Source organism: Streptomyces sp. enrichment culture, assembly GCF_964272895.1.
Taxonomy (GTDB): Bacteria; Actinomycetota; Actinomycetes; order Streptomycetales; family Streptomycetaceae; genus Streptomyces.
In genome coordinates, this window is sequence record NZ_OZ186832.1 from 489,191 (window position 1) to 506,486 (window position 17,296).

At 74.0% G+C, this 17,296-nt stretch carries 16 protein-coding genes; 12 read left to right on the plus strand and 4 right to left on the minus strand.

From position 1 onward, the window contains the following. Nucleotides 1–132: 132 nt before the first annotated feature. Nucleotides 133–1,398 carry an ABC transporter substrate-binding protein gene (locus ACSU6M_RS02175; protein ID WP_437066513.1) on the minus strand — a complete coding sequence of 422 codons (1,266 nt, stop codon included), beginning with the start codon at nt 1,396–1,398 and terminating at the stop codon, nt 133–135. A gap of 121 nt (nt 1,399–1,519) precedes the next feature. Here ACSU6M_RS02175 and ACSU6M_RS02180 point away from each other — a divergent pair, with 121 nt between their 5' ends. The 7 genes from ACSU6M_RS02180 to ACSU6M_RS02210 all read left to right on the plus strand — a co-directional run bounded on the left by ACSU6M_RS02180 (nt 1,520) and on the right by ACSU6M_RS02210 (nt 8,355). Next, a complete protein-coding gene (locus ACSU6M_RS02180) occupies nt 1,520–2,044 on the plus strand; it encodes a PadR family transcriptional regulator (protein ID WP_437066515.1) in 525 nt (174 codons plus the stop codon). A 47-nt stretch (nt 2,045–2,091) separates the two neighbouring features. Continuing rightward, nucleotides 2,092–2,874: an ABC transporter ATP-binding protein gene (locus ACSU6M_RS02185; protein ID WP_437074971.1), complete on the plus strand. Its 783-nt coding sequence runs from the start codon at nt 2,092–2,094 to the stop codon at nt 2,872–2,874. Nucleotides 2,875–2,928: 54 nt separating this feature from the next. After that, nucleotides 2,929–5,619: an FtsX-like permease family protein gene (locus ACSU6M_RS02190; RefSeq protein WP_437066517.1), complete on the plus strand. Its 2,691-nt coding sequence runs from the start codon at nt 2,929–2,931 to the stop codon at nt 5,617–5,619. 94 nt (nt 5,620–5,713) lie between these two features. Continuing rightward, the gene (locus tag ACSU6M_RS02195) at nt 5,714–6,082 is read left to right on the plus strand and encodes a signal peptidase I (protein ID WP_437066518.1); all 369 of its coding nucleotides are present in this window, start codon (nt 5,714–5,716) and stop codon (nt 6,080–6,082) included. A 127-nt stretch (nt 6,083–6,209) separates the two neighbouring features. Then, a complete protein-coding gene (locus ACSU6M_RS02200) occupies nt 6,210–7,421 on the plus strand; it encodes a S8 family peptidase (protein ID WP_437066520.1) in 1,212 nt (403 codons plus the stop codon). 67 nt (nt 7,422–7,488) lie between these two features. Further along, nucleotides 7,489–7,821, plus strand: a complete 333-nt coding sequence (locus ACSU6M_RS02205; protein WP_437066522.1) for an antibiotic biosynthesis monooxygenase family protein — start codon at nt 7,489–7,491, stop codon at nt 7,819–7,821. A gap of 288 nt (nt 7,822–8,109) precedes the next feature. Beyond that, a complete protein-coding gene (locus ACSU6M_RS02210) occupies nt 8,110–8,355 on the plus strand; it encodes a hypothetical protein (RefSeq protein WP_437066523.1) in 246 nt (81 codons plus the stop codon). Here the strand turns inward: ACSU6M_RS02210 and ACSU6M_RS02215 are convergent. Next, the gene (locus ACSU6M_RS02215; RefSeq protein WP_437066524.1) at nt 8,303–9,223 is read right to left on the minus strand and encodes a zinc-binding dehydrogenase; all 921 of its coding nucleotides are present in this window, start codon (nt 9,221–9,223) and stop codon (nt 8,303–8,305) included. The two genes, ACSU6M_RS02210 and ACSU6M_RS02215, sit on opposite strands and share 53 nt — an antisense overlap. 124 nt (nt 9,224–9,347) lie before the next feature. On the opposite strand from ACSU6M_RS02215, the gene ACSU6M_RS02220 reads away from it, so the two are divergent. The 3 genes from ACSU6M_RS02220 (at nt 9,348) to ACSU6M_RS02230 (ending at nt 11,961) form a co-directional block, all read left to right on the plus strand. Then, complete coding sequence (locus tag ACSU6M_RS02220) at nt 9,348–9,947, plus strand: hypothetical protein (RefSeq protein ID WP_437066526.1); 600 nt, start codon at nt 9,348–9,350, stop codon at nt 9,945–9,947. 141 nt (nt 9,948–10,088) lie between these two features. Continuing rightward, entirely contained in the window at nt 10,089–10,277 is a 189-nt protein-coding gene (locus tag ACSU6M_RS02225; RefSeq protein WP_437066527.1) for a hypothetical protein, read from the plus strand. 22 nt (nt 10,278–10,299) lie between these two features. After that, nucleotides 10,300–11,961 carry an amidohydrolase gene (locus tag ACSU6M_RS02230; RefSeq protein ID WP_437066528.1) on the plus strand — a complete coding sequence of 554 codons (1,662 nt, stop codon included), beginning with the start codon at nt 10,300–10,302 and terminating at the stop codon, nt 11,959–11,961. Between the two features lies 1 nt (nt 11,962). Here the strand turns inward: ACSU6M_RS02230 and ACSU6M_RS02235 are convergent, their stop codons facing one another. Beyond that, the gene (locus ACSU6M_RS02235; RefSeq protein ID WP_437066530.1) at nt 11,963–12,925 is read right to left on the minus strand and encodes a D-2-hydroxyacid dehydrogenase family protein; all 963 of its coding nucleotides are present in this window, start codon (nt 12,923–12,925) and stop codon (nt 11,963–11,965) included. Between the two features lie 74 nt (nt 12,926–12,999). On the opposite strand from ACSU6M_RS02235, the gene ACSU6M_RS02240 reads away from it, so the two are divergent. Beyond that, on the plus strand, nt 13,000–13,794 hold the full coding sequence (locus ACSU6M_RS02240; protein WP_437066532.1) for a methyltransferase domain-containing protein: 795 nt from the start codon (nt 13,000–13,002) through the stop codon (nt 13,792–13,794). A 214-nt stretch (nt 13,795–14,008) separates the two neighbouring features. Continuing rightward, entirely contained in the window at nt 14,009–14,728 is a 720-nt protein-coding gene (locus ACSU6M_RS02245; RefSeq protein ID WP_437066534.1) for a hypothetical protein, read from the plus strand. A gap of 41 nt (nt 14,729–14,769) precedes the next feature. On the opposite strand, the gene ACSU6M_RS02250 is transcribed toward ACSU6M_RS02245, so the two are convergent. Next, on the minus strand, nt 14,770–17,145 hold the full coding sequence (locus ACSU6M_RS02250; protein WP_437066535.1) for a collagenase: 2,376 nt from the start codon (nt 17,143–17,145) through the stop codon (nt 14,770–14,772). Nucleotides 17,146–17,296: the final 151 nt, after the last annotated feature.

Consider the following 17,296-nt stretch of genomic DNA (forward strand, 5'->3'; position numbering starts at 1 on the left):
TCCGTTTCAGGAAGGTGTCAATGAACTTGACGGAAGCTACTGGGGAGTTGGCTCGACAAATGCTGACAAATCGGGGCGGGATGGCGACAGGTGAGACCTGGGCGTTACCTAACAGGTAACTAGGGGAAGGTGTCAGTGGGCGACGGCGTCGAGCTCGCGCGCCAGCCGGCGCACCGCGGCCTCGGGCGTCTGCCGCCCGGTCATCGCGTCGTGCACGACCGCCTGCACGGCCAGGCTGACCTGGTCGTAGCGCGGGCTCTTGGGCCGCGGCGCGGCCGCGAGCACACTGGTGCGCAGGGTCGGCAGATAGGGAAACTCCCTGATCAGCGCGGGGTCCTCGTACAGGTCCGCGCGCACCGGGGGCAGCGCGCCCTCGGTCAGCACCTGGCGCTGGACGCGCTCACCGGTGAGGTAGGCGATCAGCCGCGCGGCCGAGTCGGGGTGGCGTGCCTGGGCGCTGACGGCGAGGTTCGAGCCGCCGAGCACACTCGTGCCCGGCCCCTGCGGTCCCGGCAGCGGCACCGCGCCGACCCGCCCGGCGACCTTCGAGCCCTCGGCCGAGGCGGCGACATAGGCGTAGGGCCAGTTCCGCAGGAAGAGCAGCCGGCCGTCCTGGAAGGCCCGTTTGGACTCCTCCTCCTTGTACGCCAGCGCCTCCCGCGGGATCCAGCCCTCGCGCACCCCGCGCACCAGGAACCCGAGGCCCTCGCGGGCGGCCGCCGAGTCCACGGTGACCCGCGCGCCCTCGTCGCCGAGGATCGTGCCGCCCGCCGAGTAGACCGCCTCGGCCGCGTTCACGGTCAGGCCCTCGTAGGGCAGGAACTGACCGGCGTACCCGTCGAGCCCGTACTTCGGGGCGACGGTCTTCGCGTACCGCTCCAGCTCCGCCCAGGTGCGCGGCGGCGGCAGGCCCTCCTTGTCGAGGACGTCCTTGCGGTACAGCAGCAGACCGGCGTTGGTGACGTACGGGACGGCGTACAGCCTGCCGTCGTAGGTCGCGGTGTCGACGACCGGCGGCAGGAACGTGCCGAGCGGGAAGCGCTCGCGCTCCAGGGGGCGGATCCACCCGGCCGCGGCGAACTCGGACGTCCAGTTGACGTCGATGTTCAGCACGTCGAAGCGGCCCCGGCCGCCGCGCAGGTCGGTGACCATCTGCGCGTAGGTCTCGTCGGCGGAGTCGGGCAGCTCGACGAGGGTGACCCGCTCGCCGGGATGGGTGCGGTTCCAGCCCTCCAGCAGAGGGCCCAGGTAGCCGGTCAGGTCACCGGCGGTGGCCAGGGTGAGGGGGCCGCGTCCGTCTGCGCCCGTCTGCCGCTCCTGGACGCCGGAGGTGACGTATCCCGTGAGAACGATCAGAAGAACGAGGAGGCCCCTACCCGCGGCACGCGTCCACCGCATAGGTTCCTCCCTGTACACCGGCACCTGGCACCCTTGCCCGGGCTCAAAGGCCATGTATACCTGTTAGGCATGGGCGATACTAGGGCCTGGCACACATCACCAGGACAGGAGGACAGCACGCGTGCGCCTGCCCCTCCTGGCACTCCTCGCCCGCGGCCCGGCCCATGGCTACGAGCTGAAGCAGGACCTTGAGCAACTGCTGGGGTCCGCGTACCCTCAGCCCAACGTCGGCCAGATCTACGTCACCCTCGGCCGCCTTGAGAAACAGGGACTGATCGAGGGCGAGGACGTCGAGCAGTCCAGCCGGCCCAACAAGAAGGTCTACCACCTCACCGAGGCCGGGCGTGAGGCGCTGCGCGCCTGGTTCGCGGAGCCCGAGGACGAACCGCGGGTCCGGGACGAGTTCTTCATGAAACTGGCCCTCGCCCCGCAGACCGGCCTCGCCGACCAGATCGCCCTGATCAACAAGCAGCGGCGCCAGTATCTGAACACCATGCGGCAGCTGTCCAAGCTGGCCGCCGCCGAAGACCGCGACAACCGCATCGCCCATCTGCTCATCGAGGGCGCGATGCTGCACCTGCAGGCCGACCTCGACTGGCTGGAGCGGTGCCAGGAAGAGCTGGAAGAGCTGGAGGAGCCGGAGTGAGCGAGCGCAGTGCCGCTCCCGTGCCGGGGGCCGAGGGCCGGGGATCGGTGGCGCACACCGAGGAGCCCGCATCCGGGCCGCGCGCCGAGGACCCGGCTCCCTTGCTGCGCGCCGACGGGCTGGTCAAGACCCACCACGGCGAGGGCGCGCCCGCCCATGCCGTGCGCGGGGTGGACCTCGCCGTACGGCCGGGCGAGTTCGTGGCGATCACCGGGCCGTCCGGCGCCGGGAAGTCGACCCTGCTGCATCTGCTGGGCGGGCTGCAGCGGCCCGACGCCGGGAGCGTGTGGCTCGACGGCGAGTGCGCGGACGCCTGGAGCGAGGCCCGCTGGGCGGTGGAGCGGCGTCGGCGGATCGGGATCGTCTTCCAGTTCTTCAACCTGGTCTCGAACCTGTCCGTCGCCGACAACGTCGAGCTGCCCGCGCTGCTCGCCGGGGTCGCGCCGAAGCGGGCGCGCGCCGAGCGGGAGGAGCTGCTGGCCGAGCTGGGGCTCGCGGGCAAGGAGCGCAGCATGCCGGGTGAGCTGTCCGGCGGCGAGCAGCAGCGCGTGGCGCTGGCCCGCGCGCTGGTCAACCATCCCCCGCTGCTGCTCGCCGACGAGCCCGCGGGCAGCCTGGACAGCAAGGGCACCCGCGAGGTGATGCGGCTGCTGTCCCGCTTCCACCGGCGCGGCCAGACGATCCTGCTGGTCACCCATGACGCCCGGCTGGCGAGCGCCGCGGACCGGGTCATCAGCTTCTTCGACGGGCGGATCGCCGACGACGCGGAACTGGACGCCACGCCCGCCCGCCGCGGCGGGATATCCGGAGTGCTGGAGCTCAAGGACTGACATGCGGGGCTACGACGGCGGGTCCCGGCGGTCCGGGAAGAGAGGCTGACGGCCGTGCGAGCCACTCTGCGCTGGGCGCACTCGGATCTGCGCGCACACCGCGGCGAGGCGCTGTTCCTGGTGCTGGCCACCGCGGGCGTCGTCGTCTCCCTGCTGCTGGCCTCCGCCCTGTTCGGCTATGCCACCAACCCCTGGCAGCGGGTGTTCACACAGGCCAACGGCGCGCACGTCTGGCTGCACACCGCGCCCGGCGCGGATACGGGCAAGCTGTCCGGGCTCGACGGCGTCGACTCCGTGGCCGGGCCCTATCCGGCGGCCTCGGCGACCGTCGCCACGCGCGGCGCCCGTGCCTCGGTGGAGCTGCGCGGCACGGCGGCACGGCCCGAGGTGGGCCGTCCGGTGCTGACCGCAGGGCGCTGGCTGGACCCCTCGGCGCCGGCGGGGGTGGTACTGGAGACGCGGCTCGCCCGCTCCCTGCTCGCCGAACCCGGCGACACGCTCACCGTGCCCGGCGACACCCGCCGCTTCACCGTGGTCGGCGTCGCCGACAGTGCCGAGCCGCCCTACCGCGCGGGCGAGCGGCGCGGCCTGGTCTGGGCCCTGCCCGCCGCGCTGCCCGACCCCGACGGGCAGGTGATCGGGCTGCGGCTGACCGATCCCGACGACACGGGGTACGCCGTCCAGCGGGCGGTGACCGTCCTGGGCGCCGGGGCCATCGGCGAGGTGCACACCTGGCAGCAGGCGCGGGCGGAGGCGCAGGGCGGCGACCGGCTGCTCGGCCAGGTGCTGGGGCTCTTCGGCCTGGGGGCGCTGCTGGCCGCCGGGTTCGCGGTGCACGGTGCGATCGGCACCCGCATCCGCGGGCATCTGCGGGACATCTCCGTGCTCAAGGCGATCGGCTTCACGCCCGGCCAGGTGGTACGGCTGTTCCTGCTCCAGCATCTGGCCTACGCGCTGCTGGGCGCCGTCGCCGCGGCCGCGCTCACCGAGGCGCTCGGCGACCGCATTCCGGGCCGGCTCGGGGACGCGGTCGGGGTGTGGCAGGGGCTGCCGGGGCACGCGGTGACGCTGTTCGCGGTGCCGGTGGGGGCGGTGCTGTTCATCGGCGCGACGACGGGGCTGGCCGCGTGGCGCGCGGGACGGGTGCCGCCGGTCCCCGTCCCCCGGACGGCGGCGCCGCGGGGCGGACGGCTGTCGGGGGTGGCGCGGTGGGCGCTGGGGGTGCGGGTACCGGTGCCGCTGCCGTCCGGGCTGCTTCGGATGCCGGGGCTGTCTCGTATACCTGGTCTGTCCCGCGTCAGGGAGTCGTCCGGTGCGGCTGGAGGGTCGTGGGCGGCCGGGGCGGCGGGGGGATCCGGAGCGTCTGGGGCCGCCTCGTCGCCGGGGGATTCCGGGACGTCACGAGCCGCCGCGTCACCGCGGGTTTCCGGGACGCCCCGGACCGCCGGGGCGACGGGGGTTTCCGGGACGCCCCGGACCGCCGGGGCGCCGGAGGAATCCGGAGCGTCCCGGACCGCCGGGGCGCCAGAGGAATCCAGGCCGTCCAGGACCACCGGGGCGCCGGAGGAATCCAGGCCGTCCAGGACCGCCGCGTCATCGGAGGCATCCAGGCCGTCTCGGACCGCCGTTCTCCACCTGTCGCCCGCGCTGGTGCTCGGCTGGCACCGGGCGTTCTCCCGGCATCCGCGCTCGCTCGGGGCGATGGGCCGCCTCGCACTGCCGCTGCTGCTGATCGTGGTGGCGATGAGCGCGTGGACCACCATCGACCGCTTCCAGAGCAGGCCCGAGCAGATCGGACTGCCCGCCGCGCTGACCGTGCACCCCGACGGCTCCCTGGACGACCGCGGGACACGGGCGCTGCTCGACCGCGATCCGCAGGTGGCCGCCGCGCATCCGGGTGTGGAGGTGGCCGCGCTGGTCCCCGGTCAGACGCAGACCATCGCGCTGCGCGGACTCGGCACCCGCCAGGACCCCTACCCGTACGCCCTGGCGGAGGGCCGCGCGGCGCGGGGGCCCGACGAGGCGGTGGCCGGGCAGGGGCTGCTGGACCTGCTGGACGTACGGGTCGGCGACTGGGTGCGGGTGACCGTCGGCGACCAGCCGCAGATCCTGCACATCGTCGGCCGCAGCCTGGAGCCGGACAACGCCGGGCGGGTCATCTCCACCTCGCTCGACACCCTGCGGGAGAACGACCCCGGTCTGCGGGCCACCCTGTACCAGGTCCGCCTCACCCCCGGCGCGGATCCGCACGAGGTCGCGAGCCGGCTGGCCGAGGCCGGGCGGGGGCACCTGGACGTGCACACGGTGACCAACCCGGCCGACGGGCTGTCGCCGCTGCGCGGAGTGGTCCTCGGCCTGATCCTCGTCCTCGCCCTGATCGGCCTGGTGGAGCTGCTGACGGCGATCGGCGGCACCGTCCGCGAGTCCGAGCGGGATCTGCTCGCGCTGAAGGCCGTCGGCCTGTCGCCCCGCCAGATCACGGCGGTCACGGTCGTCTCGACGGCCTGCACGGCCCTGACGGCCGTCCTGCTGGCCACAGCCCTCGGCCTCCCGCTCGCCCACTGGCTGATCGACACCCAGGGCAGCTCCAGCGGAATCGGCGCGGGCATCGCCCGCAGCCCCTCCCCCGCCCTCCTGGCCCTCCTCGGCGCGGGCGCGGTCCTCGGCGCGGCCGCCCTCGCCGCCCTCCCCGCCACCCGCGCCTCCCGCCGCCGGCTCGCGGACACGCTGAGCGCGGTGGCGTGACCGGCTGCCTCCACGGACGGGGACCCGCCGCGACCGCACCCGGACCGGCCGTCCGCAACGCCGCTGCTCCGGGCGGGTGTTAGCGTCCGAGGGCATGGACGACAACGTGTACACCGGGCGGGCGAGTGTCGATGCGGCGGTCGATCGCGGTTGGTTGCTGGGCCACTTCAAGGATGCCTCGGACCCGCGTCACAGCGACGCCGTGGAGATCAAGTGGGGGGTGCACCCCGCGGGGGACGCGCGGCCGGAGTGGGTGCGCGGTGAGCGGCGCACCGCCGTGCTGATCCTGGTCAGCGGGCGCTTCCGTGTTCAGTTCCCGCATCGGACGGTGGAGTTGGCCGAGCAGGGCGACTATGTGGTGTGGGGGCCCGGTGTGGACCACTCCTGGTGTGCGCCGGAGGATTCGGTGGTGGTCACCGTGCGCTGGCCCTCGCTGCCGGGATACGCGGCCGGGCAGAAGTAGGGCCGCGCGTCCGGAACGCGCTGTTGCCGGGGGTGCGCGCGGCCCCACCCTCTTGTGGTGGACGCGTCAAGAGCGGACCATTTCGGCCGTCCGGCAGCGCACCACCGACGGCAGGAGGACTCCCGCGATGGCAGTGACGCACGGAAGGCGCCGGCGGATCGCCACGGCGCTCGGGGCGGCGGTGGCCACCGCCGCCCTCGGTCTGCACACGGGCGCCCCCGCGCAGGCCGCACCGGCCGAAGGCCGCATCATCGGCGCGGGCGCCGGCAACGCGGTGAAGGACAGCTACATCGTCGTCCTGAGGGCGGACTCCGGTCTGCGGGCCGCCTCGGCGGCCGGCCGCGGTCTCCTCGCCCGGTACGGCGGCGAGATCACGCACACCTATCGCGCCGCGCTCAACGGCTTCGCCGCCCGTCTGAGCGAGCGCGAGGCGCGCAGACTGGCCGCCGACCCGGCCGTCGCGCAGGTGGTGCAGGACACCACCGTGCGCCTCGCCGCCACCCAGACCGACCCGCCGTCCTGGGGCCTGGACCGCATCGACCAGGCCGCCCTCCCGCTGGACAACCGCTACACCTACCCGGACTCGGCCGGCTCCGGCGTCACCGCGTACATCATCGACACCGGTGTCCGCATCAGTCACACCGACTTCGGCGGCCGTGCCGTCAACGGCTACGACGCGGTCGACGGGGACGCGGTCGCCCAGGACGGCAACGGTCACGGCACCCATGTGGCGGGCACGGTCGCCGGCACCGCCCACGGTGTCGCCAAGCGGGCCCGGATCGTGGCCGTGCGAGTGCTGAACGACTCCGGTTCCGGCACCACCGCCCAGGTCGTCGCCGGCGTCGACTGGGTGACCGCCAACGCCGTGAAGCCGGCCGTGGCCAACATGAGCCTCGGCGGTGGCGCCAACACGGCGCTCGACACCGCCGTACGCAACTCGATCGCGTCCGGCGTCACCTACGCCGTGGCCGCGGGCAACTCCGACTCCAGCGCCGCCGGCTTCTCGCCGGCCCGAGTCGCGGAGGCCCTCACCGTCGGGGCGACGACCAGCACGGACGCGCGCTCGAGCTCCTCCAACCACGGCTCCGCGCTGGACCTGTTCGCGCCCGGCACGTCCATCACCTCGGCCTGGCGGACGAACGACCGGGCCGTCAACACCCTGTCCGGCACCTCCATGGCCACCCCGCACGTCACCGGTGCGGCCGCGGTGTACCTCGCCGGGCACCCGGCGGACTCGCCCGCGCAGGTGGCCGGCGCCCTGACCTCCGCCGCCACCTCAGGTGTGGTCGGCGACCCGGGCACCGGCTCACCCGACCTTCTGCTGCGCGTCACGCCCTGACACCACCCGGCCGGGTGTCCTGCGGGGCGCCCGGCACGGGCGGGGGGCGGTACGGCAGGATGAGGGCATGAGCGTAGTCAAGATCAACGTACTGACCGTGCCCGCCGAGCAGCGCGAGACGCTGGAGAAGCGCTTCGCCTCCCGTGCCCACGCCGTGGAGAGCTCCGACGGCTTCGAGTGGTTCGAGCTGCTGCGGCCGGTCGAGGGCACCGACCAGTACCTCGTCTACACGCGCTGGCGGGACGAGGCGTCCTTCCAGGCGTGGATGGAGGGCCCCATGAAGGCCGCGCACCAGGGCGGCGGCGCCGAGGGCGGCGAGCGTCCCAAGCCCGCGGCCAGCGGCTCGACGCTGTGGTCGTTCGAGGTGGTCCAGCAGGCGGCTCCGAAGAACGACGCCTGAGAGATGGCCCTTTCGCCGCCGGGCACCGGCAAGCGCCAGTAGTCCGGCGGGAGTTCGGCGCCCGGACAGGACTCCGGGGCGCCGAGCTCCGTTACGCGCCCTTCCGGGCGCCGACCCGCGGTTGCGGCAGCTGCCGCGCGAGACCGGCGCGGCCGACTGCCCCGCCGTACCGCCGGAGCAGTCGGCCGACTCGCTGCGCTGGGCGCGCAGTCTGCGCGAGGCTGGTGCCGCCGGTAGGCCGAACGCACCGCCCTCCGTCCCCGGACCGCACGCCAGCGCCTGCACCGGGTGCACCGCCTCTTCGGGGACGCCCTCGCCGACCCCGACGCCCGCTTCGAACGGGAGGCGGCGCTCCGGGCAGGCCTCACCCGACGGCACGGACGTCCCGTCGGCCGCCGGTCCGTGCGCTGGTCCGGCGCGCTGGTCCCGTGCGCCGGGACAGCGCCCTGCCGGCGCTCCCGCGCAGCCGTCGGTCTCAGCCTCAGCCTCGGGACACCTCCAGCACCGCCTTGCCGGACACCCGGCGGCCCTTGAGGGCCTCGGCCGCCTCGGCGAAGCGTTCCCAGGAGCCCTGCCAGCCGATGCCGACGGTGAGGGCGCCTTCGGCGGCGAGTTCGGCGAGGGTGGCGAGGTCGGCGCCGGCGGGGCTGTCGATGACGAAGGAGGTGAGGGACTTGGCGGGGCCGACGGTGGCATAGGGCGGCAGGACGGCGGGCTCGCCCGAGGTCCAGCCGACGCTCTGGAGGCTGCCGCCGGGGGCGAGCAGGTTCCACGCGGCGACCATCTGCGGGCCGCCCACGCTGTCGACGACCACGTCGACCGGCTCGGTGAGCCCGTCGAGGCCGACGAGCACCTCGTCGGCGCCCGCCTCGCGCAGTCCCTCGCCGCGGGCCGCGGATCCCACGGACGCGATGACATGGGCCCCGGCCCGGGCCGCCAGCTGCACGGCGAACCGGCCCACTCCACCGGACGCGCCGGTGATCAGCACGCGCTTGTCCGGTCCGAGTCCGGCCGCGCGCAGCGACCGCAGCGCCGCGACGCCGGCCACGGGCAGGCCGACGGCCTTCGCCAGATCCAAGTCCTTCGGCACCTCGGCGAGTTGGTCGACCCCTATCGCGACGCGCTCGGCGAACGCGCCCGTGGTCAGGGCGACCACCCGCGCACCGACCGCGGGCCCGCTGCCGTCGGCGGCGGCCCGCACCACCACCCCGGCGGCGTCCGAGCCGAGCACCGCGCCCTCGGGAACCCGGCCGGAGCGGGCGTCGTTGAGGTCCCCGTAGTTCAGCGAGGCGTGGGAGACGTCCACCAGCACCTGGCCGGGGCCGGCCACGGGCTCGGGCACCTCGCCGAGGCGGACGGCGGCGGGGGCGGACGGGTCGACGACCAGGGCGCGGACGGACATTTCATCTCCCTTGGGGGCACGATCGGTTACGTCACCATGATCGGTAGCCTGGTCGGCCGGCGGAAGCAGGAACATCGATGTGACGGGGGCACACCCGTGTCACGGGCAGGAGGTCTGGCACAGGATGCTCTCGGCGTACCAGCAACGGCTGCGGGAGCGGTTTCTCGCCGTCCCGGAGATCCCCGCACCGGCTCCCTGGCGCCGGGTCCTGGACCGGCGTACGCCGGTCGGCGGGCTCCAGGGCATCGGCTTCGGCGCCGCGCCGGACGACGGCCGGGACCTGGTGCTGGTGTTCTCCGGGAGCGGGCTCGGGGTGTTCGACGCGACGACCGGCGAGAAGCTGGCCCGTGACCGTGACGCCGAGGACGCGATGCCCGAGTCCGCGCCGGACCTGTCCTGCGAAGGTATCGGACCGCTCGCGGGGACACGCGTGCGGATGGCCGGGTGGTTCGGCGGGGGTCTGCACACCGGCACGGACGACGGCTGGGGCGTGGAGGTGGTCAGCCCCGAGTGGCCGCACCACCGGGTGCTGCTCTCGCGGGGCAGCGGCATGCCGCACGACGGGCCGCACGGGGAGCGCTGGTGGCACATCCACGACGCCAGCTCCTGCGAACTGCGGGCCGCCGGCTTCTCCCCCTCCGGCCGCACGCTCGCCGTCGCCACCAGCAGCGACCTCACCCTGTGGACCCGCCCCGCGGTACCCCCGGCCGACGGCGGGCCGTGACCTCGTACCGGCCGTCGTCCCGGCGGCAACGCCCTTGACCACCGGGGCCGCCCCACCGGCCGGGGACCGTCAGCTCCGACGGCCGCCGGCACGCGCGGCCGGCGCCTCCAGGAGCAGGTCCACCGCGTCCTCGAAGGAACTGTGAGCCATCACGGGCAGTTCCCCGTGTTCGGGCCGATAGTCGCCCTGTACTGCGGCCGCACCGCGCTCGCCTGCGCAGTGCGCTTCCGGGCCGCTGTGCGCCGGGGTCCGCGCGAGGCGCTGCCCGCCGTCGCCGTGCCCGCCGTCTCCTACGCCCGCACCCTCCCGATCGACCGCACCGCGGTCTGAACCACCCACTGGAGCACCAGATATGACACAGGTTCAAGGCCCCGCCGACCTCGTGCTCACCGGCGGCCCGGTCCACACCGTCGACCCGGCCCGCAGCCGCGCGACCTCGGTCGCCGTGCGCGACGGGCGGATCGTCGCCGTCGGCCACGACGAGGTCCGCGAGCTGATCGGTCCGGGCACCGACGTCGTGGACCTCGCCGGCAAGCTGCTGCTGCCCGGGTTCCAGGACGCGCACGTCCATCCGCAGGGCGCGGGCCTGGAGCTGGGCCTGTGCCACCTCGGCGACACCGGCGACGCGGCGGAGTACCTGCGCAGGATCGGCGAGTACGCCGCCGCCCGCCCGGACGTGGAATGGATCACCGGCGGCGGCTGGTCCCTGGAGGCGTTCCCCGGAGGCACGCCCACGGCCGCCGCACTGGACGCGATCGTCCCCGACCGGCCGGTGTTCCTGCCCAACCGCGACCACCACGGCGCCTGGGTCAACAGCCGGGCGCTGGAACGGGCCGGCATCGACGCCCGCACCCCGGACCCCGCCGACGGGCGCATCGAGCGGGACGCCGAGGGGCGGCCGACCGGGATGCTCCAGGAGGGCGCGGTCGATCTCGTCGGGCGGCTGGTGCCGGACCCGACGCCGCAGGAGCAGCTGGCCGGTCTGCTGCGCGCGCAGGCCGTCCTCCACTCGTACGGCGTGACCGCCTGGCAGGACGCGATCGTGGGGGCGTACGCCAACATGACCGATCCGACGCCCGCCTATCACGCGGCCGTGGACCAGGGGCTGCTGACCGCCCGGGTGGTCGGCGCGCTGTGGTGGGACCGGGAGCGGGGCGCCGAGCAGATCCCCGAACTGGCCGAGAAGCGGGAGAGGTTGAGCCGGGGAGGCTTCCGCGCGGGCACCGTCAAGATCATGCAGGACGGCATCGCGGAGAACCAGACGGCCGCGATGACCGCCCCGTATCTGACCGGCTGCGGCTGCGCCTCGGACAACAGCGGCATCAGCTTCGTGCCGCCGGACGCGCTCAAGTCCTGTGTCACCGCCCTGGACGCGCTGGACTTCCAGGTGCACTTCCACGCGCTCGGCGACCGGGCGGTGCGCGAGGCCCTGGACGCGGTGGAGGCGGCCCGCGCCGCCAACGGCCGGCGGGACACCCGGCACCATCTCGCCCACCTCCAGGTCGTCCACCCGCAGGACCTGCCGCGCTTCCGCGCACTCGGCGCGACCGCCAACCTCCAGATGCTGTGGGCCGTCCACGAGCCGCAGATGGACGAACTCACCCTGCCCTTCCTCGGCCCGGAACGCGGCGCCTGGCAGTACCCGTTCGGCGGTCTGCTGCGGGCCGGCGCCACCCTGGCCGCGGGCAGCGACTGGCCGGTCAGCAGCCCGGACCCGCTCCAGGCCCTCCATGTCGCCGTCAACCGCGTCGAGCCGGCGGCCCCGGAGGGCACCCCCGTCTTCCTGCCCGAGCAGCGGCTGGACCTGGGCACGGCGATCGCCGCGTACACGGCCGGCAGCGCGTATGTGAACCACCTCGACCACATCAGCGGCAGCATCAGCGTCGGCAAGGCCGCCGATCTGGTCGTCCTGGACCGCGACCCCTTCGCGGGCCCGGCCGAGGAGATCGCCGCGACGCGCGTGCTGGAGACGTTGGTGGCGGGCCGCCGGGTGTACGCGGCGCCCGACGCCTGAGCTACGCGGTCAGGACCCGCACCGGGCTGCCGTCGAGGAACGCGGCGATGTCCTCCACGGCGTGGGTGTAGAAGGTGCGGTAGTTGCCTTCGGTGACATAGCCGAGGTGCGGGGTGGCCAGGACGTTGGGCAGGGTGCGCAGGGGGTCGTCGGCGGGGAGCGGCTCGGTGTCGAAGACGTCGAGTCCGGCGCCGGCGATCCAGCCCTCGCGCAGGGCGCGCAGCAGGGCGTCGCGGTCCACGATGGCGGCGCGGGAGGTGTTGATCAGGTGGGCGTGCGGCCGCATGGCCTTCAGTTCCGTCTCGCCGAGCAGTGCCCGAGTGCGGTCGGACAGGACCAGATGGACGGACACGAAGTCGCTGCGGCGCAGCAGCTCCTCCTTGTCGGCGGCCAGTTCGGCGCCCGCCTCGGCGGCGCGCTGCGCGGTCAGGTTCTGGCTCCAGGCCAGCACGTTCATGTCGAAGGCCCGTGCGACGCGGGCCACACGGCTGCCGATGCGGCCGAGTCCCAGCAGACCCAGGGTCCTGCCGTGCAGGTCCTGGCCGACGGTGGACTGCCAGGGGCCGCCCGCGCGCAGCGCGTTGTTCTCGGGGGTGACCCGGCGGGCGAGCCCGAGCAGCAGGGCCCAGGTCAGCTCGACGGGCGGGGTGGCGCTGCTGGAGGTGCCGCAGACGGTCACGCCCGCCCCGGCCGCGGCGGCCAGGTCGATGGAGGCGTTGCGCATGCCGGTGGTCACCAGCAGGCGCAGCCGGGGCAGCCGGGCGAGCAACTCCGCGTCGAACGGGGTGCGTTCGCGCATCGCCACGACGATCTCGCAGTCCTCCAGCGCGGCGACGAGCGCGTCACGGTCGGCGATGTGCTCGCGCAGGACGCGTACCTCGACCCGTCCGTCCAGAGGGCTCCAGTCCGCCAGCCGCAGGGCTGCGTCCTGGTAGTCGTCCAGTACGGCACAGCGCAGGGTCATACGGGTTCCTCTCGGTGGGCGGGGCGTCGTGCGCGGGCACGACACGGGCGGGTCCGGGGTGCACGATAGGTGACGTGGCCGACTATGCGCTGTCCTTGAGCGAACCGGAGATCGCCCGCTACCGGCTGATGGCCGAGGCGGCCGAGCGCCGGGAGCGTGAGCTGTGGCGGGCCGCCGGGGCGGTCCCCGGCGCGCGGATCGCCGATGTGGGGTGCGGTCCGGGCGCGGTCTCGGTGCGGCTGGCCGAGCTCGCGGGTCCGGACGGTGCCGTGTGGGCCGTGGACCGGGACGAGCGGGCGCTCGCGGCGGCCGCGGCGCTCGCCGAGGGGGCGGGCGCGGCCGTGCGGACCGTCGCCGGGCCGGCCGACGCCACGGGTCTGCCGTCCGGCGGTTTCGACCTCGTGATGCTGCGGCATGTGCTGGCCCACAACGGCGGACGGGAGCAGGCCATCGTCGACCACCTCGCCACGCTGGCCCGGCCGGGCGGCGGCGCGGTGTATCTGGTCGACATCGATGTGCGCTGCTTCCGGCTGCGCGGCGCCCCGGCGGAGCTGCAGGAGCTGGAGGAGCGCTACCGGGAGCTGCACCGGCGCCGCGGCAACGACCTGTGCGTCGGCAGCCGGCTGGACGAACTGCTGGTCGCCGCCGGGCTGGAGGTCGCCGCCTTCGAGGGGCACATCGAGGTCGTCACCCCGCCGTCCGGCATGCGCGGCCCCGCCTGGGCGGCGCGGGACGCCCTGATCGCGGAGGGCCTGGCCGGGCCCGACGACCTGGAGCGCTGGGAGGAGGCGTTCCGACGCGCCGAGCGCGACCGCGACGCCATCCGCTTCTTCGCCGCACATTTCGTGGCGTACGGCAGACGCACCTGACGCCGCGGGCTCCGTGAGCGCACACCGGGCTGGTGCTGGCCCCGTCGGCCTGCTTCGCGCGCGCCCGGCGCGTCAGAGGACCGCTGCCCCACTCTGTTCCGCGAAGGCGAGGATGTGCGGCACGGCCTCGTGCAGGTCGGTGAAGTGGCGGTGCGCCCCGGCGTCAGCCATGCCCTGATCATGTCAGGTCGGCGGGAACGTGCAGACTGTACGCATGATCGACTACCGCCCGGTGCACCGGGAACCCACGCCCGAACGGTACGGACGCCTGCGTGTGTGCGCCGGCGACCTCGGCCCCGCCGGCTGGCTGGTCCAGGCACCGGGGGCCTTCGGCACGGTGGCGGGGGTGGCCGCGCCCGGGTTCGCGGCGTACGCGCGGGTGCTGCACCCGGCGGAGCTCGACGAGCGGCCGGTGCGGTGGGGCGCGGTGGCCGCCGCGTACGGGCGGGAGGTGGCGCCGCTGACCGACTGGCACGAGGTGATCGGGGCGGACCGCGACTACCACAACGCCTCGGAGTACGGCCTGCCCGGCGTGTGGGACGAGCACCCGACGGAGGGGCCGACGCCGCCGGCCGTCGCCGAGGTCCTGGTCCCCCTCCTCGCCCGGCACACCGGCACTCCCGAGCAGTGCTGGTTCGGCCTCTGGTCCGGCTACGGCACCTGGGACTTCGACGGCGTGCCCACCTTCCCGACGCCGGGCCGCGAGGAGGTGCTGCTCGCCGGACCGCTGGCCGACGTCGTCTCGCCGGGGGAACTGGAGCACTTCGCCGAGCTGCCGGACCTGTGGTGGCCGCAGGACCGCGCCTGGTGCGTGGCCGGTGACGTCGACCTGGTCAGCACCTATGTCTGCGGCACGCCGGAGCTGATCGCCGACGTGCTGGCCTCTCCCGACCTGGAGGCGTACCCGGTGTCGCCGGACGACCGGGTCGGCTGACGCCGGGACGGTTCCCTCGTCCCGGCGCCGGCCGTTCGCCGTCAGGGACGCAGCGGGCCCTCACAGCGGTAGTCGGAGGTGCCGGCCCGGCCGGTGGACCAGACGGTCACCTCACCGAAGGAGCAGTTCATGTCGGCGAGGTTGTTCACGCCCGCCACAGCGCGGTCGAGGATGAAGTAGTCGACGGTCTCCGCCATGTCCGTGAAGACCCGGCCGGCGTCGCCCGCGTCCGTGAGGTTGGCGGTGATGCTGCCGGTGCACACGAACCGCGGCCGGTCCGCGCCGCCGCCCGTGGCGCACTCGGGCGTCATGAACGTGCTGGCCGCGAAGGAGGACCGCACCTCGGCGGCACCGGCGGCCTGCAGATCGGCGACCGGGACGTGGCGGGTGTCCGGGACGAACAGGTCGTCGACCTGGGCTGTCTGCTCGTCGAGGAACGCGTCGTACTCGCGCTGGAGTGCCGCGTCCCGGCCGAGGCGGTCGCGCCAGGCGTCGAAGGCGCTCGGGTCGTCGGCGCGCAGATGGCGGTACATCTCCTTCAGCTGGGCGGGGTGTTCGAGCCAGAGGAAGGAGAAGAAGGTGCCGGCGTAGGAGTAGAAGCGGAAGCCGTCGCCTGCGTAGGTGGCGTGCAGCAGCTGGTCGACGGTCATGCGCGGCCCGCCGTTCGCGGTGTCCCGCATGATGCTGCGGACCAGGGAGGCGCGCACCTTGACGCCGTCGTCGCGGGAGGCGCCGGCGAAGAACTCGGCGGTTCCCTCGTCCATGGCGGTGGTGCGGTCGTCCTGGTACCAGGGGCCCTCGCCGAAGTAACCCGGTACGGCCCAGCGGCCGTTGAGGTAGTGCGTGTACTCGTGGCGGAACAGCTCCTCCAGGGTGAGCGAGGAGTCCTGCGGCACGCGGCGCTGGTACGTGTAGAAGGTGGCGCCGCGCTCGATGTAGATGCCGCCGTTGTCGGTGTCCATGCCGGTGAGCAGCGGGTGGTAGTTCTCGTAGTCGGCGCGGGAGGCGTAGAGCACGATGTTCAGGGTGCTGTTGGTGTCGCCGGTCAGCGGGGTCTCGCTGCCGAGGACGCGGTGGTACTGCGCCTTGACCTGCTTGCTCGCGTAGTAGAGCTTGTCGACGGTGGCGCGGTCGAGGCCGGTGCGGACCTTCATCGCCCCGTCGTCGTAGACGTTGGTGTACGGGAAGAGGACCCGCTCGATGTCCTCCTTGCAGACCGCGTACTGCTTGCAGGCCCCGTAGTAGTTGAGCCAGGAGGCGAGCTTCGCCCAAGGAGCGCTTCCTCGGCCCCAGTTGGCGGTCACCGGGTCGAGGAGGGCGCCGAGGTCGCCGACGATCCGGGGGCGCAGGGAGCCGATCTCGCCGAAGCGGCCGTACTCGGACAGCGCGTCGCGCACGACCCACGCGTTGGGCGTGCCCTTGAGGTGGGTGTACCAGGCGAACTTGCGGAATGCCTCGCGGTAGGCGTCGTTGCGGGCGACGACGGTCCGGAAGGAGAGGTCGTTGTTGCCCGGGTACAGGCCGAGGTAGTTGACGGAGAGCGCGGCCAGTGCGGCGCCGCCCCAGGACGGGTCGGCGTGGGTCTCGGGGTGGTACTGGTCCATGGTGGCCAGCACCTTGCGGATCAGGTCGAGCTGGGAGTGGCGCAGGCCGGGGGCGCTGCCGGTGTAGAGGGCCTCACGGAGGGTCTCGGCGTTGGTGCGGGTGACGTGGAAGGTGCGCGGGGCGGTGCCGAAGTAGTGGATCGCGCGTCGCATGGCCTCGGCCGTGGGGGCGTCGGTGACGTCGATCTCGTCGCGTGAGAAGTCGTGGTACACGACGGCGTGCAGATAGGTGAACATCTCCAGCAGATGGCTGGAGTTGCGGCCGTCGTGGGCGGCGGCGAGCGAGGTGGCACGCCGGGAGACCGCCTGGACGTGCGCGTCGGACATGACGGGCGCGAGACGGGCGTCCCAGGTCCAGATGAGGGAGCGCAGACAGCCGTCGGCGGTGACGGCCGGGTCGGCGAGGAAGTCCGCGAACTGCTCCGGGCCCAGGTCCTTGACGCCGTCGAGGGTGCAGGGCGCGAGGGTGCGCAGGGGTGCTTCGCCCTGCGCCGGTCCGGGGGTGCGGCCGCCGGCCGTGCGGTCGCCCGGTGCCTTGAGGCGGGGGGCGACGGGCCTGGGCGCCTTGGCGAGGTGGTCGACGTGGTCGCGGTCGGCGTGGCCGGGGTCCGCGTGGCCGCGGTCCCCGTACCGGTCCGCGGGGCCGCCGTTCGCCGCTGCGGCCGTCGCCGGTGCGGGGGCGGCCGGGGTCGCCGCGTTCGCGCCCGGCAGTCCGGTGAGGCCGACGGCGAGCGCCGTGGTGGCTCCGAGCAGGGTGAGGCGCCGGAATCTGCCGTGGGCGCGGGAGTTGTGCCGGGTTCTCGATGGGAACACCGATGACTCCTGTGGGGAGTGGGGTGAGTGATGGGGATGGCGCCGCCGCGGTGGAGAACGCCGCGCTGAAGCGGCCTGCGCCATGTGATGCGTAACGTAGTAATGTGAAATTGCACTGACAACCCCCTTGCCGTAACGCGTTGTTGGGAAG